Source organism: Paenisporosarcina quisquiliarum (assembly GCF_043641925.1).
GTDB lineage: Bacteria > Bacillota > Bacilli > Bacillales_A > Planococcaceae > Paenisporosarcina > Paenisporosarcina quisquiliarum_A.
Genome location: NZ_JBHZRU010000001.1, coordinates 277,768 through 298,256 on the forward strand (window position 1 = coordinate 277,768; position 20,489 = coordinate 298,256).

Annotated in this window: 20 protein-coding genes and 1 riboswitch; of the genes, 19 read left to right on the top strand and 1 reads right to left on the bottom strand. The window is 37.3% G+C overall.

The genetic code is table 11. From position 1 onward, the window contains the following. From ACHUE4_RS01385 to ACHUE4_RS01415, 7 genes are all read left to right on the top strand, one after another. Nucleotides 1–1,305 (top strand): pyrimidine-nucleoside phosphorylase, encoded by a 1,305-nt coding sequence (locus tag ACHUE4_RS01385; protein ID WP_394187484.1) that lies wholly within the window; start codon nt 1–3, stop codon nt 1,303–1,305. 1,104 nt (nt 1,306–2,409) lie between these two features. Next, the gene (locus ACHUE4_RS01390; RefSeq protein ID WP_394187485.1) at nt 2,410–2,766 is read left to right on the top strand and encodes an STAS domain-containing protein; all 357 of its coding nucleotides are present in this window, start codon (nt 2,410–2,412) and stop codon (nt 2,764–2,766) included. Beyond that, a complete protein-coding gene (gene spoIIAB, locus ACHUE4_RS01395) occupies nt 2,756–3,208 on the top strand; it encodes an anti-sigma F factor (RefSeq protein WP_394187486.1) in 453 nt (150 codons plus the stop codon). The genes ACHUE4_RS01390 and spoIIAB overlap by 11 nt, the downstream gene beginning before the upstream one ends. Next, nucleotides 3,205–3,987, top strand: coding sequence for a SigF/SigG family RNA polymerase sporulation sigma factor (locus ACHUE4_RS01400; RefSeq protein WP_394187487.1), 783 nt, complete (start codon nt 3,205–3,207; stop codon nt 3,985–3,987). Before spoIIAB ends, ACHUE4_RS01400 begins: the two co-directional genes overlap by 4 nt. Beyond that, the gene (locus ACHUE4_RS01405) at nt 3,984–5,438 is read left to right on the top strand and encodes a spore germination protein (RefSeq protein ID WP_394187556.1); all 1,455 of its coding nucleotides are present in this window, start codon (nt 3,984–3,986) and stop codon (nt 5,436–5,438) included. Before ACHUE4_RS01400 ends, ACHUE4_RS01405 begins: the two co-directional genes overlap by 4 nt. Nucleotides 5,439–5,509: 71 nt before the next feature. After that, nucleotides 5,510–6,838 carry a diaminopimelate decarboxylase gene (lysA, locus tag ACHUE4_RS01410; protein WP_394187488.1) on the top strand — a complete coding sequence of 443 codons (1,329 nt, stop codon included), beginning with the start codon at nt 5,510–5,512 and terminating at the stop codon, nt 6,836–6,838. Nucleotides 6,839–7,016: 178 nt separating this feature from the next. After that, on the top strand, nt 7,017–7,361 hold the full coding sequence (locus ACHUE4_RS01415) for a GNAT family N-acetyltransferase (RefSeq protein WP_394187489.1): 345 nt from the start codon (nt 7,017–7,019) through the stop codon (nt 7,359–7,361). Between the two features lie 461 nt (nt 7,362–7,822). Here the strand turns inward: ACHUE4_RS01415 and ACHUE4_RS01420 are convergent, their stop codons facing one another. Next, nucleotides 7,823–8,347 (bottom strand): DUF309 domain-containing protein, encoded by a 525-nt coding sequence (locus ACHUE4_RS01420; RefSeq protein ID WP_394187490.1) that lies wholly within the window; start codon nt 8,345–8,347, stop codon nt 7,823–7,825. A 45-nt stretch (nt 8,348–8,392) separates the two neighbouring features. Here ACHUE4_RS01420 and ACHUE4_RS01425 point away from each other — a divergent pair, with 45 nt between their 5' ends. From ACHUE4_RS01425 to ACHUE4_RS01480, 12 genes are all read left to right on the top strand, one after another. Next, on the top strand, nt 8,393–9,172 hold the full coding sequence (locus ACHUE4_RS01425) for a segregation/condensation protein A (protein ID WP_394187491.1): 780 nt from the start codon (nt 8,393–8,395) through the stop codon (nt 9,170–9,172). Then, nucleotides 9,144–9,743: an SMC-Scp complex subunit ScpB gene (gene scpB, locus ACHUE4_RS01430; protein WP_394187492.1), complete on the top strand. Its 600-nt coding sequence runs from the start codon at nt 9,144–9,146 to the stop codon at nt 9,741–9,743. The genes ACHUE4_RS01425 and scpB overlap by 29 nt, the downstream gene beginning before the upstream one ends. A 20-nt stretch (nt 9,744–9,763) precedes the next feature. After that, a complete protein-coding gene (locus ACHUE4_RS01435; protein ID WP_394187493.1) occupies nt 9,764–10,756 on the top strand; it encodes a D-alanyl-D-alanine carboxypeptidase family protein in 993 nt (330 codons plus the stop codon). Between the two features lie 93 nt (nt 10,757–10,849). Further along, a complete protein-coding gene (locus ACHUE4_RS01440; RefSeq protein ID WP_394187494.1) occupies nt 10,850–11,584 on the top strand; it encodes a pseudouridine synthase in 735 nt (244 codons plus the stop codon). A 106-nt stretch (nt 11,585–11,690) separates the two neighbouring features. Beyond that, nucleotides 11,691–12,227 carry a thiol-disulfide oxidoreductase ResA gene (resA, locus tag ACHUE4_RS01445; protein WP_394187495.1) on the top strand — a complete coding sequence of 179 codons (537 nt, stop codon included), beginning with the start codon at nt 11,691–11,693 and terminating at the stop codon, nt 12,225–12,227. Between the two features lie 12 nt (nt 12,228–12,239). After that, nucleotides 12,240–13,898: a cytochrome c biogenesis protein ResB gene (resB, locus tag ACHUE4_RS01450; RefSeq protein WP_394187496.1), complete on the top strand. Its 1,659-nt coding sequence runs from the start codon at nt 12,240–12,242 to the stop codon at nt 13,896–13,898. Beyond that, the gene (ccsB, locus tag ACHUE4_RS01455) at nt 13,895–15,079 is read left to right on the top strand and encodes a c-type cytochrome biogenesis protein CcsB (RefSeq protein ID WP_394187497.1); all 1,185 of its coding nucleotides are present in this window, start codon (nt 13,895–13,897) and stop codon (nt 15,077–15,079) included. Before resB ends, ccsB begins: the two co-directional genes overlap by 4 nt. A 100-nt stretch (nt 15,080–15,179) precedes the next feature. Next, nucleotides 15,180–15,896, top strand: a complete 717-nt coding sequence (locus ACHUE4_RS01460; RefSeq protein WP_394187498.1) for a response regulator transcription factor — start codon at nt 15,180–15,182, stop codon at nt 15,894–15,896. Then, nucleotides 15,889–17,670 (top strand): ATP-binding protein, encoded by a 1,782-nt coding sequence (locus ACHUE4_RS01465; protein ID WP_394187499.1) that lies wholly within the window; start codon nt 15,889–15,891, stop codon nt 17,668–17,670. Before ACHUE4_RS01460 ends, ACHUE4_RS01465 begins: the two co-directional genes overlap by 8 nt. A 46-nt stretch (nt 17,671–17,716) precedes the next feature. Beyond that, the gene (gene sigX, locus ACHUE4_RS01470; protein WP_394187500.1) at nt 17,717–18,259 is read left to right on the top strand and encodes an RNA polymerase sigma factor SigX; all 543 of its coding nucleotides are present in this window, start codon (nt 17,717–17,719) and stop codon (nt 18,257–18,259) included. Then, nucleotides 18,246–19,487 (top strand): hypothetical protein, encoded by a 1,242-nt coding sequence (locus ACHUE4_RS01475; RefSeq protein ID WP_394187501.1) that lies wholly within the window; start codon nt 18,246–18,248, stop codon nt 19,485–19,487. The genes sigX and ACHUE4_RS01475 overlap by 14 nt, the downstream gene beginning before the upstream one ends. 76 nt (nt 19,488–19,563) lie before the next feature. After that, a riboswitch (FMN riboswitch) is annotated at nt 19,564–19,696 on the top strand. 152 nt (nt 19,697–19,848) lie between these two features. Beyond that, on the top strand, nt 19,849–20,427 hold the full coding sequence (locus ACHUE4_RS01480; protein WP_394187502.1) for an ECF transporter S component: 579 nt from the start codon (nt 19,849–19,851) through the stop codon (nt 20,425–20,427). The last annotated feature ends 62 nt before the right edge of the window (nt 20,428–20,489 follow it).

Here is a 20,489-nt window from a genome sequence, read left to right on the forward strand (position 1 = left end):
ATGAGAATGGTGGATTTAATAGAAAAGAAAAGAGACGGATCTGCATTAACGAATGAAGAAATTCGTTTCTTCATTAATGAATATACAAAAGGTGAAATACCGGATTATCAAGTAAGTGCGCTATTAATGGCTATATATTTCCAAGATATGAACGATCAAGAGCGAGCAGATTTAACACTTGCGATGGTCGAATCAGGAGATCAAATTCATCTGACTGAAATAGAAGGTATTAAAGTAGATAAGCATTCTACTGGCGGTGTAGGTGATACAACAACACTTGTCCTTGGTCCATTAGTTGCGGCTTGTGGTGTTCCTGTAGCTAAAATGAGTGGTCGTGGCTTAGGACATACTGGAGGAACAATTGATAAATTAGAAGCAATTGAAGGCTTCCATGTCGAATTAACGACCGAGCAATTTACAAAACAAGTGAATGAGTTTAAATTAGCTGTTATTGGACAAAGTGGTAACTTAACACCTGCAGATAAAAAGCTTTATGCTTTACGTGACGTGACAGGTACTGTGAATAGCATTCCATTAATCGCTAGTTCAATCATGAGTAAAAAAATTGCTGCAGGTGCTGACGCAATCGTTTTAGACGTTAAAACGGGTGAAGGTGCATTTATGAAAACGGTTGAAGATTCGAGAGCCTTAGCTAAAGCGATGGTTCAAATTGGGAATAATGTTGGTAGACAAACAATGGCGATTATTTCAGATATGAGTCAACCTCTAGGTTTTGCAATTGGAAATGCTTTAGAAGTGAAAGAAGCAATTGATACATTGCGAGGTAAAGGTCCTGCCGATTTAACGGAACTTTGTTTAGTACTTGGAAGCCAAATGGTTGTTGTTGGTGGAAAAGCGAAAGATTTAGATGAAGCGAGAAAAATGCTTCTTGAAGTGATTGAAAATGGAAAAGCATTAGATGTCTTTAAAGACTTCATACAAGCTCAAGGAGGAAATCCAGCAGTTGTGGATCAACCTGAATTACTCCCTCAAGCAGCGTTTAGATTCGAAGTCCCTTCAAAGGAAAGTGGATTTGTTTCATTCATCGAAGCTGATGAAGTAGGAACAGCAGCGATGTTATTAGGTGCTGGAAGAGCGACCAAAGAATCCGAAATAGATTTAGCTGTCGGTATTGTTCTTCACAAAAAAGTAGGGGATTCAGTGGAAGCGGGAGAATCATTAGCCACCATTCACGCAAACACAGAAAACATCCAGCAGGTTTTGGAGATTTTGTATAAGCATATTGAGTTCTCTGCAGAACCGGTTACACCACCAAACTTAATCGAAGAAATTATTACCGAATAAAATAAGTAAGAAGAGGTGTTTCGAAAGTCGTGAAAAGTGACTTTCGGAACACCTCTTTTTTGTATCTAAAATGAAATGACACCCTTTACGAAGGCGATCCAACAGTAAAGGCTGCGAAAGCTATGCATGCAGCCCCAATTAGCCCTGCCCGCTCCGCTTGGCAGAGGTTTCTGTTGGTGAATAGTCGCTCAGTTAAAGATTTGGTGATCTCAGTTAGAATTATGGGGTTCTCAGTTAGAAAATAGGCATTCTTGGTTAGAAGAATCGCCATCTCAGTTGTAATTGTTGAGGTAGCACGATCTCAGAAGAAAGGCGATCCAACAGTAAAGGCTGCGAAAGCTTTGCGTGCAGCCCCAATTAGCCCTGTTCGCTCCGCTTAGCAGGTGTTTCTGTTAGTGAATGGTCGCTCAGTTAAAGATTGGGCGATCTCGGTTAGAATTATGGGGTTCTCAGTTAGAAAAAAGGCATTCTTGGTTAGAAAAATCCCCATCTCAGTTGTAATTGTTGTGGTAACTAGATCTCAGAAGAAAGGCTAACCAAAAGTAAAGGCTGCGAAAGCTATGCATGCAGCCCCAATTAGCCCTGCCCGCTCCGCTTGGCAGAGGTTTCTGTTGGTGAATAGTCGCTCAGTTAAAGATTTGGTGATCTCAGTTAGAATTATGGGGTTCTCAGTTAGAAAATAGGCATTCTTGGTTAGAAGAATCGCCATCTCAGTTGTAATTGTTGAGGTAGCACGATCTCGGGAGAAAGGCGATCCAACAGCAAAGGCTGCGAAAGCAGAGTGTGCAGCCCAAATTAGCCCTACTCGCTTCGCTAGGCAGGAGGTGTATCTGTTGGTGAAGGGTCACTCAGTGTTGGCCTTCGCGGAAAGCATCCGTTGATATGGAAATCGATCGTTTTATTTTTATGCAGGTTCAGATCTTCTTTTTTAAAAAAAGAAGGTCTTTTTTTATCTTGGTTGTTTAAATGTAAGAAAGATTTTCCATACTAGGAGTGGTGGCAATGTGCAGGAATTGTCGATAAATAAGAAGTTTTTACTTTATTTGTCAACGCGAAGGAATAACGATTAATCACCTCGAATAAACACCGAAAGGAGGATGAGAAATGAAACATCAACTGTTATTTGTCGAAGACGGCATCGCCATTATCCGGTTACGAGGTGAATTGGATCATCATGCGACACAACTAATTCGTGAAGAAATATCACAATCTTTATACAGAGGTAAGTTAAGGGCAATTATTTGGAATTTACAAGAGTTACATTTCATGGACAGTTCAGGGATTGGTTTAATTTTAGGAAGAATGAGAGATTTTGTACCTTCCAATGGTCAAACGGTTATTTTGCATCCATCTGAAACTATGAAAAAAATCTTTCAATATTCTGGTTTAGGGTCATATGTGTGGGAAACAACAGAACAAGAAACAATTGATGCGTTAGGGGGGATTTTAAATGGACAATGAAATGACGCTATCGTTTATTGCCATTAGTGAAAATGAGGGTTTAGCGCGAATGGTTATGACCAGCTTTATCGCATCTTTAGACCCTACGATTGATGAGCTTGCTGAGTTTAAAACAATCGTCTCAGAAGCGGTTACAAACGCAATCATTCATGGGTACGAAGAGGACGCTCAAGGAATCGTGACGATTCGAGCGAAAAGAGATGGAAGAAAAATCACCATGACAATCAGTGATGAAGGTCGTGGAATCTCCGATTTAGAACAAGCCATGGAACCTTTGTTCACGACTAAGCCTGAAAGAGAACGTTCAGGAATGGGCTTCACCATTATGGAAAGTTTTTCAGACCACTTATCGGTATGGTCAGAACCTCAGAAAGGAACTGCGATTACCTTTTCAAAAGATTTTTCACCCATTCACTCTAAAATCACGATGGGTGAACGATGACAGCCCCGATTGAACAACAACCCGTGTTGTTGACACAGGAGAAAATGAGAGAACTTATTTATGCATCACAACAAGGAGACAAGTTAGCTAGACAAACAATGGTTGAAGGCAATACGCGCCTTGTTTGGTCAATTGTGCAACGATTTGCTTCGCGGGGAGCCGATTTAGAAGATTTGTTTCAAATTGGATGTATCGGATTAATGAAATCTGTAGATAAGTTCGATTTATCGTATGAAGTGAAGTTTTCAACGTATGCAGTTCCAATGATTATTGGAGAAATACAAAGATTTTTAAGAGATGATGGAATGGTTAAAGTAAGCCGCTCCATTCGTGAACTGAGTTTTAAAATACGTCATGCTACAGATGATTTCATTAGACAGCATGAAAGACAACCTACATTAACTGAGCTTGCTGAAAAGTTAGAAGTAACAATGGATGAAATCGTTTTAGCTTCGGATGCTTTAAGAGATCCAGCCTCGTTGCACGAGCAATTATTTGAAAGTGAAGGCGATGCTTTAACTTTGATGGACCAAGTAAGAGATGAAAGGTCAGAGCGGTCATTTGACCATATACCTCTTAGGGATATTATTTCAAAGTTAGGCAAACGCGAACAAATGATCATTTACTTGCGTTATTACTTAGATTGTACACAAAGTGATATTGCAGAAAGGTTGGGAATCTCACAAGTTCAAGTGTCAAGATTAGAAAAGAAAATACTGACACAGCTTAAGAGTTGGTTGTTACCAAAACAGACAACTGCAAAGGATGAATTCCGATAAAACAGTCTCTATTTACAAATATCGAAGCAGCTAAAAATTTTATAAAAGACCAATTTGGTGATGGTGAAAGCTTTGATGTGGGCATTAAGGACATGCATATTTGGTCCATGCCCACTCTCTTGATTTATATGAACGGCTTAATCGATAGCAGTATGTTAACTCAATTATTGACATTGACACAGCCTACAGCGAATCAATTAAGAAGAAAGCATGAGTTAAACGAGTTTGAAGCTATGAACACTTGTTTTCCCTACCACTCGGTAACAATTTACGACTCTAAGGATGCCTGGGTTTCGGCAATATTAAGTGGTCAATTAGGAATTGTAACCTCACAGGGGTTCGTCTTTACAGTAGATGTTCGATCCTATCCTGGAAGACAGCCTGAAGAACCGGATAATGAAAAAGTCATTAGAGGAGCAAGGGATGGATTTACTGAGAATATACTGCAAAATACAGCTCTGATTCGAAGAAGAATTCGTGATGTTTCCTTAAGATTTGAGCTAACGAAAATTTCGACAAGGGGTCAAACAGATATTGCTATTGGGTATATTAAAGGACTAGCAAGTAAAGAGCATATAAATTTCTTAAGAAAACGCTTAAAAGAAATTCAACACGATGGCATGACAATGACTGATAAATCATTAGAGGAGTGGCTTTTTAAACAAAAATTCCATCCGGTTCCTTTTGTGAGATATACGGAGCGGGCAGATACTTGCGCTGCTCATTTGCTGGAAGGGCATATTGCCATAATCGTCGATACTTCTCCTTCAGTCATACTTGTACCCACAACCATTTTTCATCATTTACAACATGCAGAAGAATATAGACAAGCACCATTGATTGGAACGTTTGTTCGTTTATCGAGAATGGCAGGCTTTTGGATGAGTTTAACGTTTTTACCATTTTGGTATTTACTCGTAAAAGAGAAGGAACACTTACCCGATTTCCTTTCATTTATTGGTCCAAAAGAAATGGCAGAAGTCCCTCTATTTTTACAATTAGTTTTTGCGGATCTTGGGTTAGAGTTTTTAAGGTTAGCAGCCATTCACACACCGACGCCCTTGTCTACCGCTATGGGATTAGTTGCCGCTATTATAATTGGTCAAATTGCCATTGATGTCGGCTTGTTCATACCTGAAGTTGTTCTTTACACAGCAATTGCTGCAATCTTCACTTTTGCTATTCCTTCATATGAGCTCAGTGTTGCAACGAAGATTTTTAGAAATATGTTGTTAGTAATTACAGCTATATTTGGAGGAGTAGGTTACTTTGTAGGGTTACTCCTATTATTTATGTATTTTTCTTCTTTAAAACCTATGGGCGTCCCATATTTATGGCCCCTCGTCCCGTTTTTCCCGAAAGCATTTAGCCGAATATTAGTGAGGTTTCCGATATCTTCAGGTGCATTAAGGCCATTTATTGTTCAGTCTCCTAATCGTAAAAGATCATAGTCCATACATTGCATCTAAGTCTTTTCCTATGGTAAGGTTCATATATTGAAAAATCACCAGGAGAGATGAAGATGCATTTATATGGAACGCAATCAATTAATGATTTAGGCGTATTACAAATTGGACAGGTTGACACTGTTGAACTAGCTAAAATTTATGGTACTCCGTTATTTGTCTATGACACTTCTTTAATTCGACAAAGAGCAAGAGCTTTTATTCAAACTTTTAAAAAAGAAAACGTAAAAGCAGAAGTTGCATATGCTAGTAAAGCTTTTTCAAGTATTGCAATGTACCAACTTGCAGCTGAAGAAAAACTATCTTTAGATGTGGTTTCAGGTGGAGAACTATTTACGGCAATCCGTGCTGGTTTCCCGGTTGAACGAATTCATTTTCATGGAAATAACAAAAGTGATGAAGAAATTATGTTTGCCATCACTTCCAAAATTGGATGTATTGTTGTAGACAATTTCCATGAAATCGATCGTTTAAAAGCAATCGCAAGTGAGCAAAACGTAGAGGTACGAATTTTACTACGTGTTACTCCTGGAATTGAAGCCCATACACATGACTATATTACGACAGGTCAAGCAGATTCGAAATTCGGATTTGACTTAATGAATGGACAAGCTGATCAAGCTTTTCAATCAGTAAAAGACCATTCATCAATTCATCTATTAGGTATGCACTGTCATATAGGTTCTCAAATTTTTGATACCGTTGCTTTTTCATTAGCCGCTAAAAAACTGATGAATAAAATGAAGGATTGGCATCAAAAAGATGATTTTATATGTGAGGTTCTTAACTTAGGTGGAGGATTTGGAATTCGTTATACCGAAGAAGATGATCCGCTAGAGCCATCGGTATATGTTGAAGATATGATTAAAACGATCAGAGATGAGTTAAATAAAGTCGATTATCCGATGCCTGAGATTTGGATTGAACCAGGTCGTTCGTTAGTTGGTGACGCTGGAACTACGTTGTATACAATAGGTTCTCAAAAAGAGATTCCATCAACCCGTACCTATTTAGCTGTAGACGGAGGAATGTCAGACAATATTCGACCGGCTCTTTATCAAGCTAAATATGATGCTGCGATTGCCAATAATATGCTTTCAACCGCCGATACAACTTATACGATTGCAGGGAAATGCTGTGAATCTGGTGACAAATTAATTGAAGAAATTAATCTTCCTAAAGCGAATGCAGGTGATTATTTAGCTGTTTTTTGCACCGGTGCATACGGCTATTCTATGGCAAGTAACTACAATCGTCTTGCTAAACCAGCTGTTGTTTTTGTTGAAAATGGAAACCATCGTTTAGTCATTAAAAGGGAATCATTAGAAGATTTGATACGTTTAGATGTTTCTTTATACGATGACTCAATTGGTGGTGTAAAATGAAAAAACAAAATGTCATGTTGTTCATATTTATAGGTTTAATCGCGATAATATGGGGTATTATATATTGGGTTTTCATTGCTCCAAATCGCTAATCAATGGAACTTAAGTTGAAATTCTTTTCTTTATCATGTAGGATTGTCATGGTGCTTAAAGGGATCAAAAATGAGGGATATCAAATATGCTAGTACGTTATAAAAAAACATGTGAAAAAATAGCGATGGGTCTTTTATCGTTTATGCCAGAGGAAAAAGCTTTGAAAAAATTGCAGGTTTCCATGCAATTATATGAGACAAATCCGAATTGGCATTTATTCATGTGGAAAAAAGAAGAAGACTTTGTTGGCTTAATAGGTGTGGAGTCTGTTGAAGACGTTTGTGTGATTCAGCACATTACGGTTAATCCGTCACATCGTGGAGATGGTATAGGCAAAGCAATGGTGAACAGTGTTCAACAATTTTTACCTTGTACAGTCGTAACTTCTACTGAAATTACCAAGCCTTTCATTGATAAATGCATGAACTAAAAAGAAGGAACTATCTGCTAAGTCTTTAGTGACTGAGTGATGGTTCCTTTTTTAATGCAATGATTTCAGTTTTAAAGGAATTACATATTTGGAAGTAAGCAAAGCGATTCTGAACCAAAAACAGAAGTTTTGATAAGTATCCACTTTAGTCTAGTGTCAACTAGAAAAAGCAATTTATTAAATAGAATAAAATCAGGGATATGCCAATGATAATTTTTGATGTACATATATAGTTGTTAATGAAAATTTTTTTATGATCCATGATTGGAATGGAGGTGGCGACTCCAGGGGGGAACAGCACGAGCTGAAGACCCTGGCACGGATTAGAGGATCAAAGACTAAGAACGCCACATCGTGTGGCAACGTCTTTGAAACCAACATCCTGTTGGCCACGTCCCCGGAAAGCGTCCACCGCAAAGAAAATCCTCCATTTCTTAAATAGAAAAGGGTTGCCCCTAAAGTCACTTTTCATGACTTTTGGAACAACCCTTCTTTTTTTCTTCTCTAGCTTTTAGTATTTCACTGCGGTCTCTTCGCATATGTTTGTGTATAAGTTCTTCACCAATTAAAGCTAACGGCATCTGTTGTTTTTGAATTCGTTGATTTAACTCATCGGAAAGGATTGAAAGGGTGAACGGTTTAAACTCTTTTGATTGATTAATGAGGGCAATAGAATTTTCTAAGTTCAAATGCATTTCTGCCATATCTATTCCACTATAATATTCACTATATAGATCCAATGAAAATCGTTTTTGTGCATTTTCTAAAGACCGTTTTGCGCCCGCTCTGTTATTCCTTCTCCAATGGTACATTCCTGTTGAAAGTAAGATCCACGCAGTTAAAGCATGTGACTTATCATTAGGTGAAACACTTTTCCAATACTCCTCTAGTACTTCATGACATTCAAAATAATCTTGTTGTTCATTGAAATAAAGAATAAATTGCAAAAAAAGTGGATGAAACAACGGATGCATTCTTTTCACCATTCCTCTATACTAAAGTTTGATTATATATTGCTAGGGGGAGAGACTGTGTCTTACAAAGTTAGATTAGAGGCGTTTGAAGGTCCTCTCGATTTATTATTGCATTTAATACATCGTTTGGAAATTGATATCTATGATATTCCAATGGCAGAACTGACAGTTCAATATATGGACCACATACGTGCAATGCAGGTAATGGAATTGAATGAAGCAAGTGAATATTTGGTCATGGCCGCATCACTCTTAGCTATAAAAAGTAAAATGTTATTACCAATCCATGAAGGAGAAGTGGACGATCTCGACCTTCAAATGGAAGGGCAAGATCCGCGTGACGAGCTGGTTAATCGTCTAATCGAGTATAGAAAATATAAAGAAGCTGCTGAAACTTTTCAAGAACTGGAGCAAACTCGGGCACAATATTTCACAAGACCTCCAAGTGATTTGACAGATCTTCAACAAATATCTCAGTTATCTTTTTTTGATGATTCATTGAATGTCTATGATATGCTTGGTGCTTTTCAAAAAATGCTGAGAAGAAATGTTTTAAAAGCGCCACTTACAACAAAGATTGCACGACAAGAACTCTCCGTGAAAGATCAAATGCAATCCGTCTTTCACACACTTAAAACGAGGGGAGGCCGTTGTTCGTTCAGTGACCTCTTTCCAGTGCATGATAAAACAACGTTGGTCGTAACATTCTTATCCATTTTGGAGTTAATGAAGCGACAGTATATTACCGTTTCCCAACAAAAGAACTTTGAAGATTTAGACGTACAACTATTGATTGAAAAGTGGGAGGATGAATCTCTTGAAACAGTTGATGAGTAAAATAGAGAGTCTACTTTTCGTAACAGGCGATGATGGACTGACAATTAAACAATTAGAAATTATTACTGAAGAACATTCGAAGGATCTGATGGAAGCGATTAAAGCCCTTCAAAACGACTATGCTAGTTCTGATGTACGAGGAATTGAGATAAAAGAGTTAGCAGGAACCTATCAGTTAATATCTAAAAAAGAGAATGCTGAAATTATTCAAAAGTTAGTTGAAAATCCTACAAATCAATCACTCTCTCAAGCTTCACTTGAAACATTAGCAATCATTGCTTATAAACAACCGATTACGAGAATTGAAGTGGAAGATTTAAGAGGTGTTAAAAGTGAAAGACCGATACATACATTAGTAGCCAAAGGTTTGATTCATGAAGTTGGTCGAGCTGAAGGAACGGGTAGAGCAATTCTATATGGAACGACAAATGAATTCTTGAATGCATTTGGATTAATGAACTTACAAGAGCTACCGCCTTTACCAGATGAAGTCGTTGACTCAGAAGATGATGGGCAAACGGATTTATTTATGACGAAGTTTCAAGAAACGTTTGGAGATCAACAAGATTAAAAAACGAAAGGTGTTCATGCTTGAAAAAAATCTTCTCTATTTTTTTGTTAGTCGTTCTTATGTTCCTTTATGTCAGTCCGAATACTGAAGCGTATGGATCTTCTTATGCGGTTATTGATGCGAATACAGGTCGATTGCTATTTGGTAATAATGCTCATGAACAAATGCCAATTGCGAGTTTAACCAAGATTTGGACGGCTTATGTCACTGCAGAAGAAGTGAATATGAAAGAGGAAGCCCAAATTTCTTCTAATGCAGCTACGCAAGAGGGATCTTCCATTTATTTAAAAGCAGGCGATAATCAACGAATTGAAAAATTGTTATACGGTCTTATGCTTCGATCTGGAAATGATTCAGCTGTAGCGTTAGCTGAGCATGTAGGCGGGTCTGTCGAAGGCTTTGTGGATTTGATGAATGAAAAAGCAAGAATCGCTGGACTTCAACAAACTGTCTTTAGAAATCCATCTGGTCTTCATCATGAAGAACATCTCTCTACGGCTTTTGATACAGCTCTAATGTTGAAAAATGCAATGGGGAATAAAGAACTGAAAAAAATTATGAGCACTGATTATTATCGAAGCGAAGGTGTACACTGGGAAAACAAACATAAACTCGTCCGTTCAAATTCTTTAGCTATTTCAGGAAAGACAGGATATACAAAAGCAGCGGGAAGAACGCTTGCTACATACTTTAAAAAAGACGAGCAAGAAATTATTGTTGTGACGCTGAATGATTCAAATGATTGGAAATCCCATCAAGAACTAGCTGATCGAGCGTTTAAACAATATAATATGGTACAATTAGTTCAAGAAGGTGCATATGACTTACCAGGTGATTTAGTTGTCCGGCTGAATAAGCCAATCCATTTGATTGTTAAAGATAAAGAACAGGTACAGCATGTGGTCTTATTAAATCGATCACACAATGGGATTCGAACTGGTCAATGGACTGTTCAAATAGATGGAAAACCTGTTTATTCACAACAAGTGCATATTGAGCGGAATCGTAGATGAAGACTGCTTTTTCTAAAAGCGGTCTTCTTTTAATTTGGTTGAAAGTGTGACATACTTTTTTTAATTAGAAAGCAATTATAATGAGGTGAAACCATGGAAAGATTACAAAAAATGCTAGCCCACGCAGGTGTAGCATCTAGACGAAAAGCAGAACAATTAATACTTGAAGGAAAAGTACAAGTTAATGGGAAAGTTGTTAGAGAATTAGGAACGAAGGTTTCTGAATCAGACACCATCGAAGTAGCAGGAGTAAAGTTGGAAAAAGAGCAAAAGGTGTATTATTTGTTGTACAAGCCTAGAGGCATTATTTCAGCTGTTACGGATGATAAAGGAAGAAAAACCGTTTCGGATTTATTTCCTTTCGTACCTGAAAGAATCTTCCCGGTTGGTCGTTTAGATTATGAAACATCTGGTCTTCTTTTGATGACAAATGATGGTGATTTTTCATATATGCTTACACACCCGAAATTTAAAATTGATAAAACGTATGTTGCTCGTGTTAAAGGTATACCAACAAGAGAACAATTGCGACCACTTGAACGTGGTGTCGTATTAGAAGATGGCAAAACAGCTCCTGCGCGAGTTAAAATGCTTTCTTCCGATAAAAAAGCGAACAAAGCTATCATTGAAATTACAATACATGAAGGGAAAAACCGCCAAGTGCGTCGTATGTTTGATGCGATCGGTTTCCCCGTCCAAAAACTAAAAAGAGAACGTTTTGCCTTTTTAAATCTGCACGGCTTAAATGCAGGAGAATCTCGCGAGCTTACTTCTCATGAAGTGAAATTACTTCGAGTTCAAGCTGAAACAGGGAAAATAGGCTCTTGATTTAAATGACTAAACGTTCACAAACCCTTCAAATGTATAGGCAAAGTACGATTTTTTCTTTGTTATAATTAGTTTACATTCGTACGTCTTGTAGGAGGTTAACAAAGTGACACAGTCGAAACAAAAAAGATTTATTTTAAGAACTGTCATTCTTACAGTTTTAGCTGCAGCTATTATCTACACGATTTATTCCAATGCAACGAAAGAAAGAACTCAAATTTTAGGTGTTGGAGATGAAGCACCTGATTTTACTTTAGAAGATTTAAATGGTGATGAGCATCGTTTATCTGATTATAAAGGACAAGGTGTATTCTTGAATTTCTGGGGAACTTGGTGTAAACCTTGTGCAAAAGAAATGCCAGCCATGAATAATCAATATGCAGAATTTAAAGACCAAGGTGTTCAAATTCTTGCTATTAATATTGCGCAATCTAATTTCGAGGTCCAAAAATTTGCTAATCAATATGGGTTGGATTTCCCAGTTGTTTTAGATCGTACGAAAAGTGTCATGCACACATATAATGTGGATCCTCTTCCTACAACTATTTTAGTGAACCCAGAAGGTAAAATTGAACGCATTATTACTGGAGAAATGACAGAACAGGATATCGCTACTTTTATGGAGCAGATTAAACCTGAATAAGGAGTCAATCATATGAACAACATTAAATGTGCTTGTGGGCATGAAAATCCAGAAGGAACAGTGTTATGTGGGAATTGTGGTAGACCTCTTACGGCAGAAGCTGAAAACCAAAAAATGGTAGATATGCGTTATGAAGGTTCTGCAAGAAGATCTCAAACCTACAATAAAACAGTAATCGATAAGATATGGAACTTTTTCTCAAGTGTGAGAGTGGGTATCTGGCTTATCGTGATTATTTTAGTCGCAGCCGCTATAGGAACGATTTTACCTCAAGTTCTTTACGTACCGGCAACAACTGAAAGTGATATTGCGGCTTATTATGAGCGTGTATATGGCACGTTTGGAAAGCTTTATTACCAACTAGGTCTTTCAGATTTGTATGGTTCTTGGTGGTTCCAAACGTTAATTGGAATGCTTGGTATTTCATTAATCGTAGCAAGTCTAGATCGTGTCATTCCTTTGTATAAATCTTTGAAAAAACAAAGAACAAGAAGACATGAAAGCTTTATGAAACGTCAACGTCTTTATGGTGTTGGTGAAAATCATTTAAACGAAGAAACGTTTGTTAAAAGTGAAGAGAAATTAAAAGCATTGCGATACAATGTCAAACGTGAAAATGGAGCTTTACTTGCCGAAAAAGGGCGGTTTTCTCGATGGGGTCCATATGTAAATCATGCGGGATTAATTATATTCTTAGGTGCCGTAATGCTTCGTTCGCTTCCTGGATTCTACGTGGATGAAACGATGTGGATTCGAGAAGGAGAGACACGTGCCATTCCTGAAACTGGAGGGTACTACCTTGAGAGCAAAGAATTCACATTAGAAACGTATGATAAAGACCAAACGGATGAAGTATTTGGCGACGCAATTGAGCGAGTTGGAACGATTGCTTCTAATTATCAAACCGATGTTGTGTTGTATAAAAATCCAGAGAATGCTTTACCTGGTGACACAAAAAATCTAAAAGAAGTTAAAAAAGAATCTATTCAAGTAAATCAGCCATTAAAATTTGATGGGTTTGCAGTTTATCAAATGGATTTCAGATTAGACGAACTTAAAACAATGAATTTTAACTTGATCAATAAACAAACAGAAGAATCGCTTGGTGATGTGTCAATTGATTTAATCGATCCAGAAAATCAGTATGACTTAGGAGAAGGTACTTCTGTAGAACTATTGGGTTATTATCCTGATTTTAGTGGTTTTGAAAATGGAGAGCCTCAAACAAAATCTCCTTTGCCAAACAACCCAGCATTTTTAATTAAAATGATTACTCCTGATACACCTGAAGGAGAGACAAGCTTTGTAGCCATTAAACAAACGGTTGAACCGCTTGGTGAAAATGAATACAAACTAGCATTCAAAAATGTTGAAACGCGTGACGTTTCTGGATTAACGATTCGTAAAGATAAAACACTTTGGATTTTAGGGCTTGGAGGTTTAATCTTTATGATTGGTGTCGTGCAAGGAGCTTATTTCAATCATCGTCGAATTTGGATTCATGAAACAAAAAATGGTGAAATTGCCATTGCAGCTCATACGAATAAAAACTGGTTTGCAATTAAAAAAGAATTGGACCAAGTTACTGAGGCTGCACTTTTACCAAGATATACCGATCAACAAGATATAGATTCTGAAGTTGATAAAAAGGAAGGTGAAACATCGTCATGACACTCGTAGAAATTAGTGGAAATCTATTATTCTTTGCCTTTGTATGTTATCTCGTCGCTACTTTGCTATTTGGTGGAGCTGTAAAAGGATCGAAGTCTGAATCTGGTGCTTCTGAAATGCGTTGGGGTAAATTAGCGATTCTTGTAACGATACTTGGATTCATTTCAAATTTAGGCTACTTTATCACTCGTTGGATTGCAGCTGGACATGCTCCGGTTAGTAACTTATTTGAATTTACGACTGCTTTTGGCATGATGGTGGTTGGTGCTTTTATTTTAATTTACTTTATTTATAAAACACCTATGCTTGGACTATTTGCGCTACCAATTGCGGTTATCATTATTGCATATGCAAGTATGTTCCCGCGTGAATTAAACCCGTTAATTCCGGCTCTTAAGAGTTACTGGTTATACGTGCATGTAATAACAGCAGCTCTTGGAGAAGCGATTCTAGCTATTAGTGCTGTTGCAGGATTAATTTATTTATTAAAACATGTCGATGTTACGAAACGCACGAAACAAAGATTTTGGTTAGAAGCGGTTATGTTTACACTCGTATTAGTGCTTGGTTTCGTAGCTTCTACTACTACTTTTTCTGTAATGGATTACGAAGCTTCCTATTCGTATGTTGATAAAGAAGGAAAAGACAGTCAAATTACGTATAACACACCTCCGTTATTTGGGATGAATGAATATAAAGCATTGACTTCCAATAAGATGGAGCCGTTAGCGGAAATGCCTCCTATCATTAATGCGAAGAAGTTATCGACTGTTACTTGGGCGTTCCTATTCGGTACAGTCCTATATGGATTGATTAGACTGATTGCTAGAAAGTCAATTTCTGCTTTACTTCAACCGTTAGTGAAAAAAGCGAATTCGAGCTTAATGGATGAAATCGGTTATCGTGCAGTATTAATTGGTTTCCCTGTCTTTACTCTTGGTGCTCTTATATTTGCTATGATTTGGGCGCAGGAAGCTTGGTCTCGTTTCTGGGGCTGGGATCCAAAAGAAGTTTGGGCTCTTATCACGTGGTTATTTTATGCAGCATTTTTACATCTTCGACTATCTCGAGGATGGCATGGTGAAAAATCTGCTTGGTTAGCAGTAATTGGTTTCATAATTATTATGTTTAACTTAATTGCCGTTAATTTAATTATTGCAGGATTACATTCGTACGCTTAATTTACAAGCCTTTTCCTTCTGTGGAGAAGGCTTTTCTTTCATTTTGGAAGTCTAACTTGTACAATATATGGTAGTGATAGGCACGAAAGGAGTAATTTTAATGTCAGAGAATATAACAATATTAGTAGCAGATGATGAGGATCGTATCCGTCGATTATTAAAAATGTATCTAGAACGAGAAGGGTACGAAGTAGATGAAGCTGAAAATGGTGCAGAAGCACTCGAAAAGGCAGTAGAAAAAGATTACCATGCCATTATTCTTGATGTGATGATGCCAGAAAAAGATGGTATGGAAGTTATTGCTGAATTACGTGAACATAAAGCGACACCGATTCTTTTATTAACAGCTAAGGGTGAAGAGGCAAATCGAGTACAAGGATTTGAACTTGGCGCTGATGATTATATTGTTAAACCATTTAGTCCTAGAGAAGTCGTATTAAGAGTTAAAGCGGTATTAAAAAGATCGGTTTCATTTGCACCTGTATCAAACACATCAGTATCAAAAGATTTAGTGGTCTTTCCACACTTAACAATAGATCATGATGCACACAGAGTGACAGCTGATGGGACTGAAGTGAATTTGACTCCGAAAGAATACGAATTGCTTTATTTCCTAGCTAAAGCACCTGATAAAGTATTTGATCGTGAGCAACTTCTAAAGGAAGTTTGGCATTATGATTTCTTTGGGGACTTGCGTACAGTAGATACTCATGTAAAACGCTTGCGTGAGAAGTTAAATCGAGTTTCTGAAAAAGCTGCAAAAATGATTGTAACTGTTTGGGGCGTAGGGTATAAATTCGAGGTTATCAATGAATAGAATATGGAACAGTGTTGTCGGGAAGCTATGGATTACCATATTGCTTCTCGTTTGTTTTGTATTGTTTATCATCACCATTTTAATCCTTGAATTTTTAGGTAATTATCATAGTGAGCAAGCTGAAGCCTCCTTACGCCAAGAAGCCACAACCATTGCGAGTATTGTGGATGAACACGAAACCGTCAACTCATCACTAATGATTATTTCGGAAATTTTAGGTCCTGAAACAAATGCTATTATTGCAAAAGAACCTGAAGAAATTTCACTTACCTTACATGAAGGTTTGAATGGGGAAAAGATTCAACAAGCGTTAATAAATGATCAAAACCTTTCAAAAGTGTTTCAGTCATCTGAACCGATTATTAAAGAAATGATATTGCCTTCTATTAAGAACGAAAATCAAATGGAATCATATATTGTTTTGGCTAGCCCGTTGAATGTTGAAAATGAATTGCATGGCGCGGTATTTATTTACCAAAGCTTAGATGTTATTCACCAAACAACAAAAGAAACGACAAACATCGTATTTTTATCTGCCTTTATCGGATTTATTTTAACGACGTTTTTTGCGTTTTTCTTATCTACCCGTATTACATCGCCACTACGAAAAATGCGTGAAGCTGCATTTGAATTGTCAAAAGGTAATTTTGATACCAAATTACCATCACTTCAAAATGATGAAATTGGGCAATTAGCAACAGCTTTCAATCAGATGGGCAGACAATTAAAACATCATTTAGAAGTAATTAATCAAGAAAAGGAACAACTGTCGAGTATATTAACTTCGATGACAGATGCTGTGATTACCTTTAATCGTGATCACACGATTTTATTAAGTAACCCACAAGCCGAGAAGCTATTACAAAAATGGTTTTTCCAAATTGGTACGACAAAAGGGCAACCAATCCCTGTTGAAATGGATCATATGTTAGATCATGTTCTTCACCTAGAAGAAGAAATTAATGAAGAACTTGAAATGCAAGGTAATTATTATGCTATTTCGATTAGTCCGCTATACAGCGGAGATTCTGTTCGTGGAGCAGTAGCAGTTTTGCGTGACATGACTGAGCAGCATAAACTGGATAAGTTGAGATCAGATTTCATTGCCAATGTTTCTCATGAACTTAGAACACCAATTGCGATGTTACAAGGTTACAGTGAAGCAATTGTGGATGATTTGGTTACGTCCGAAGAAGAACAACGCGAAATAATGAAAATCATTTACGAAGAATCTCAACGTATGGGACGCTTAGTTACAGACTTATTAGATCTTGCGCGTATGGAGTCTGGACGTATGAGGTTATATAAAGAAAATGTGTCTATTGAGTCAGTGATCAGAAGGATTACACAAAAATTTGCTCAAACGGCTAAGGAATCATCGATACATTTGACATTTAAATCAACTGTATCAGATGAACTGAAGGTTGAAATAGACGAAGACAGAATTGAACAGGTGTTAACCAACTTAATTGATAATGCCATTCGCCATACACCTCAAGAAGGAAAAGTGAACGTTCTTGTCGAACAAGAGAATGCATTTGTAAAAATTACGGTTCAAGATACAGGGTCTGGCATTCCAAAGGAAGACTTACCTTTTGTATTTGAACGCTTTTACAAAGCTGACAAATCACGTACTCGAGGTAAGGGTGGAACTGGGTTAGGCTTAGCGATAGCGAAAAATATGGTAGAAGCACATGATGGGACAATTTGGGTGACAAGCGAAGAGCAAGTAGGAACCACTTTTGAATTTAATTTACCGATAAAAAACGTGTAACTTTTCACACCCATTACACGACTACTATTATGAACGGGGGGAGTATATGAATGACTCCGTTTTCAATCGATTGTATGATGAGTTTCACCAGGACGTTTTTCAGTTTTTAATTTATTTGGTGAAAAATAGACAGACCGCAGAAGACTTAATGCATGAAGTTTATGTAAGAGTTTTAAAGGCATACAGTCGCTTTGAAGGGAAAAGTACTGAAAAGACATGGCTATTTTCAATTGCTAAAAATGTAGCGATTGATCATTTCCGCAAAACAGCTGTTCGAAAAAAACATTTGTTTGATTTTTTTGACTGGGAAACTCAAGAACTTCCTTCGATGGGTCCTTTGCCTGAAGAACTGGCGGTCATGAATGATGAAATGAAGGATTTGTTGCAAGCATTAGATGAATGTACGGGAGATCAAAAGATGGTCGTCATCATGAGGTATTTCCAAGATTTATCTATTGCTGAAACTGCCCAGATACTGGGTTGGTCCGAAGGTAAAGTGAAAACGACACAACATAGAGCCATTCATAAATTACGTGATAAATTAACTGGGCATGCAAGAGGGGAGGTCGTTCAACATGAGTCAGAATAACTGGAATGAACAAAAAATTGAACAGTTACTTAGCCAAATGCCCAAACCGAGTGATTCAAGATCGAAAGAAGATGTTTTCAACAGATTACAGCAAGAAATTGATACATCTATAATTCCTAAGAAGAAGCGTAAATATTGGGCACCGCCAGCAGTTGGTGTCGCAGCAATGATCACCTTAACATTACTTGGAGTAACTTATATCAATAACTCTTCATCAAATGATGAAATGGCAGTTCAACATGATGCCAAAGAAAGTGCTTCAACGAATGCAGACGATAGCTCAACCATGATGAAAATGAATGAAGAAGCTGAAACAAGTAATGAAATGAGTACTTTAGACAATTCCAATGAAGAATCTGTAATAGCGATGGGTTCAAGTGATATGGAATTCAGCAAAGCTGTTTATGAAGAAGATGTCCAAAATTATACACCATTTCAAATTGGCCTTGCAGGAGACCAAGCAAATAGTGTACCTGTGACAATTTTAATACCAAATGAGATGATTCAAAATGATTTTGCAAAGGATACGCCATCTCAGCTTGAAGTGTACCAACAGTATGCACCTCTTATTAATGAAGAAGCGCTGGGTTTTTCTGAATATCATCCTTATAAAGGTGAATTCACAACAGAGGAAGATTCCTTAATTCATGTGTTACCTGAAAATCACGACTATGATTTAGCGAGTGCAACAATGGTAGTTTACGGTTCTTCATTAAAGTATACTTTCGATGAATACAAAAAGATTCGTTTTCAAAACGAAGACGGTTCAACTATCGAATTTGATCAGGAAGGCATACCAAAAGAACCTATGACATTAACAAAAGATAAATTAATGCAAAATTATTATTTATTTACCTCTGCAGATGGTCGAGAATATTTGAGCCCAAGTTTTGGTCAATCTTTTAAAACTATTACTGAAGCGTTAGAAGCAATGAAATCTAAACCAAATGATATATATACAACTGTGATACCAAGAGGCGTTAAATATGAAATCCAAGAAGAAGACAAAGTGGTGCGAATTACGTTTGAAGAACCATTAGATTTAGAGGCAATGGATCCTAAAGTAGCTACGCATTTGATTGAAGGGATTTTGTTAACTGGTGGAAGTTTTCAACAGTCCATTCAGTTTGAAAATGTTGTTCAATCGAATTGGAATGGCTTTGATTTTACTAAACCAATGCCAATGCCAATAGGACCGAACAAAATGTATTATGAAAACATACAATAAAATAGACCATTTGTAGGCTCAAGTAGTTTACAAATGGTCTATTTTTTCTTATAGTAGTCTATGTAAGTAAATATTGATTCATCTTCGGGGCAGGGTGAAATTCCCGATCGGCGGTAATAGAAAATAATTTTCTTAAGCCCGCGAGCCGTAAGGCAGGATTTGGTGCGATTCCAAAGCCGACAGTATAGTCTGGATGGGAGAAGGTGAAGGTGCGGTCGTTTTTCGTTCTGTCATTTAACGAGACGCCTATTTAAGTGCGCCTTTCTACTCCCTTAAGCGATAACGGCTTAGGGGTATTTTGATGGGACAAAACGAACGAACTTTTCTTCTTGTGGAGTGAATCGCAAAAGGAGAGAGTTACATGAAGAACAACAAACTACGATCGATGATCGTAATCGGAATGTTAAGTAGTATCTCATTTGTATTGATGCTATTGAATTTCCCATTACCTGCTTTACCACCATTTTTGAAAGTGGATTTCAGTGATGTACCTGCATTAATTGCGGCCATTACAATGGGGCCAGTCGCTGGGATTTTAGTCGCTTTGTTTAAAAATGTGTTGTATTGGATTTTCAGTGGAAGTCCTACTGGGGTTCCAGTGGGTGAAATGGCGAATTTCGCAACGAGCATTCTGTTTATGCTTCCTGTCTATGCCATCTATCGTAAAATTTCTAGTAGCAAAGGTTTATTAATTGGATTAGTAGCTGGCGTTTTAGCGATGACAATTGGTATGAGTGTACTTAACTATTTTGTATTTTTACCAATGTATACGTACTTCTTAAATGCACCAGCACTAACTGGATCTGCTATGAGAGATACAATCGTGCTTGGAATTTTACCATTTAATTTAATCAAAGGCATTTTGTTGTCAGCCGTAGTATTCATGTTATTTAAAACAATGAAAACATGGTTAGACAAACAACGTGTACAATTTTCATAAATAAGAACGAATCGTGCCTTTCATACAGACTGACTACCGAAGATTCCTTGCTTTTAAAAGTA

Bases quoted from the DNA above. Each gene is read 5' to 3' on its own strand.
- ACHUE4_RS01420 (WP_394187490.1), bottom strand. From the start codon at position 8,347: ATGGTGAAAAGAATGCATCCGTTGTTTCATCCACTTTTTTTGCAATTT.
- spoIIAB (WP_394187486.1), top strand. From the start codon at position 2,756: ATGGACAATGAAATGACGCTATCGTTTATTGCCATTAGTGAAAATGAG.
- ACHUE4_RS01465 (WP_394187499.1), top strand. From the start codon at position 15,889: ATGAATAGAATATGGAACAGTGTTGTCGGGAAGCTATGGATTACCATA.
- ACHUE4_RS01480 (WP_394187502.1), top strand. From the start codon at position 19,849: ATGAAGAACAACAAACTACGATCGATGATCGTAATCGGAATGTTAAGT.
- ACHUE4_RS01440 (WP_394187494.1), top strand. From the start codon at position 10,850: ATGGAAAGATTACAAAAAATGCTAGCCCACGCAGGTGTAGCATCTAGA.
- ACHUE4_RS01390 (WP_394187485.1), top strand. From the start codon at position 2,410: ATGAAACATCAACTGTTATTTGTCGAAGACGGCATCGCCATTATCCGG.
- sigX (WP_394187500.1), top strand. From the start codon at position 17,717: ATGAATGACTCCGTTTTCAATCGATTGTATGATGAGTTTCACCAGGAC.
- ACHUE4_RS01415 (WP_394187489.1), top strand. From the start codon at position 7,017: ATGCTAGTACGTTATAAAAAAACATGTGAAAAAATAGCGATGGGTCTT.
- ACHUE4_RS01400 (WP_394187487.1), top strand. From the start codon at position 3,205: ATGACAGCCCCGATTGAACAACAACCCGTGTTGTTGACACAGGAGAAA.
- ccsB (WP_394187497.1), top strand. From the start codon at position 13,895: ATGACACTCGTAGAAATTAGTGGAAATCTATTATTCTTTGCCTTTGTA.
- lysA (WP_394187488.1), top strand. From the start codon at position 5,510: ATGCATTTATATGGAACGCAATCAATTAATGATTTAGGCGTATTACAA.
- ACHUE4_RS01385 (WP_394187484.1), top strand. From the start codon at position 1: ATGAGAATGGTGGATTTAATAGAAAAGAAAAGAGACGGATCTGCATTA.
- ACHUE4_RS01475 (WP_394187501.1), top strand. From the start codon at position 18,246: ATGAGTCAGAATAACTGGAATGAACAAAAAATTGAACAGTTACTTAGC.
- scpB (WP_394187492.1), top strand. From the start codon at position 9,144: ATGAATCTCTTGAAACAGTTGATGAGTAAAATAGAGAGTCTACTTTTC.
- ACHUE4_RS01460 (WP_394187498.1), top strand. From the start codon at position 15,180: ATGTCAGAGAATATAACAATATTAGTAGCAGATGATGAGGATCGTATC.
- resB (WP_394187496.1), top strand. From the start codon at position 12,240: ATGAACAACATTAAATGTGCTTGTGGGCATGAAAATCCAGAAGGAACA.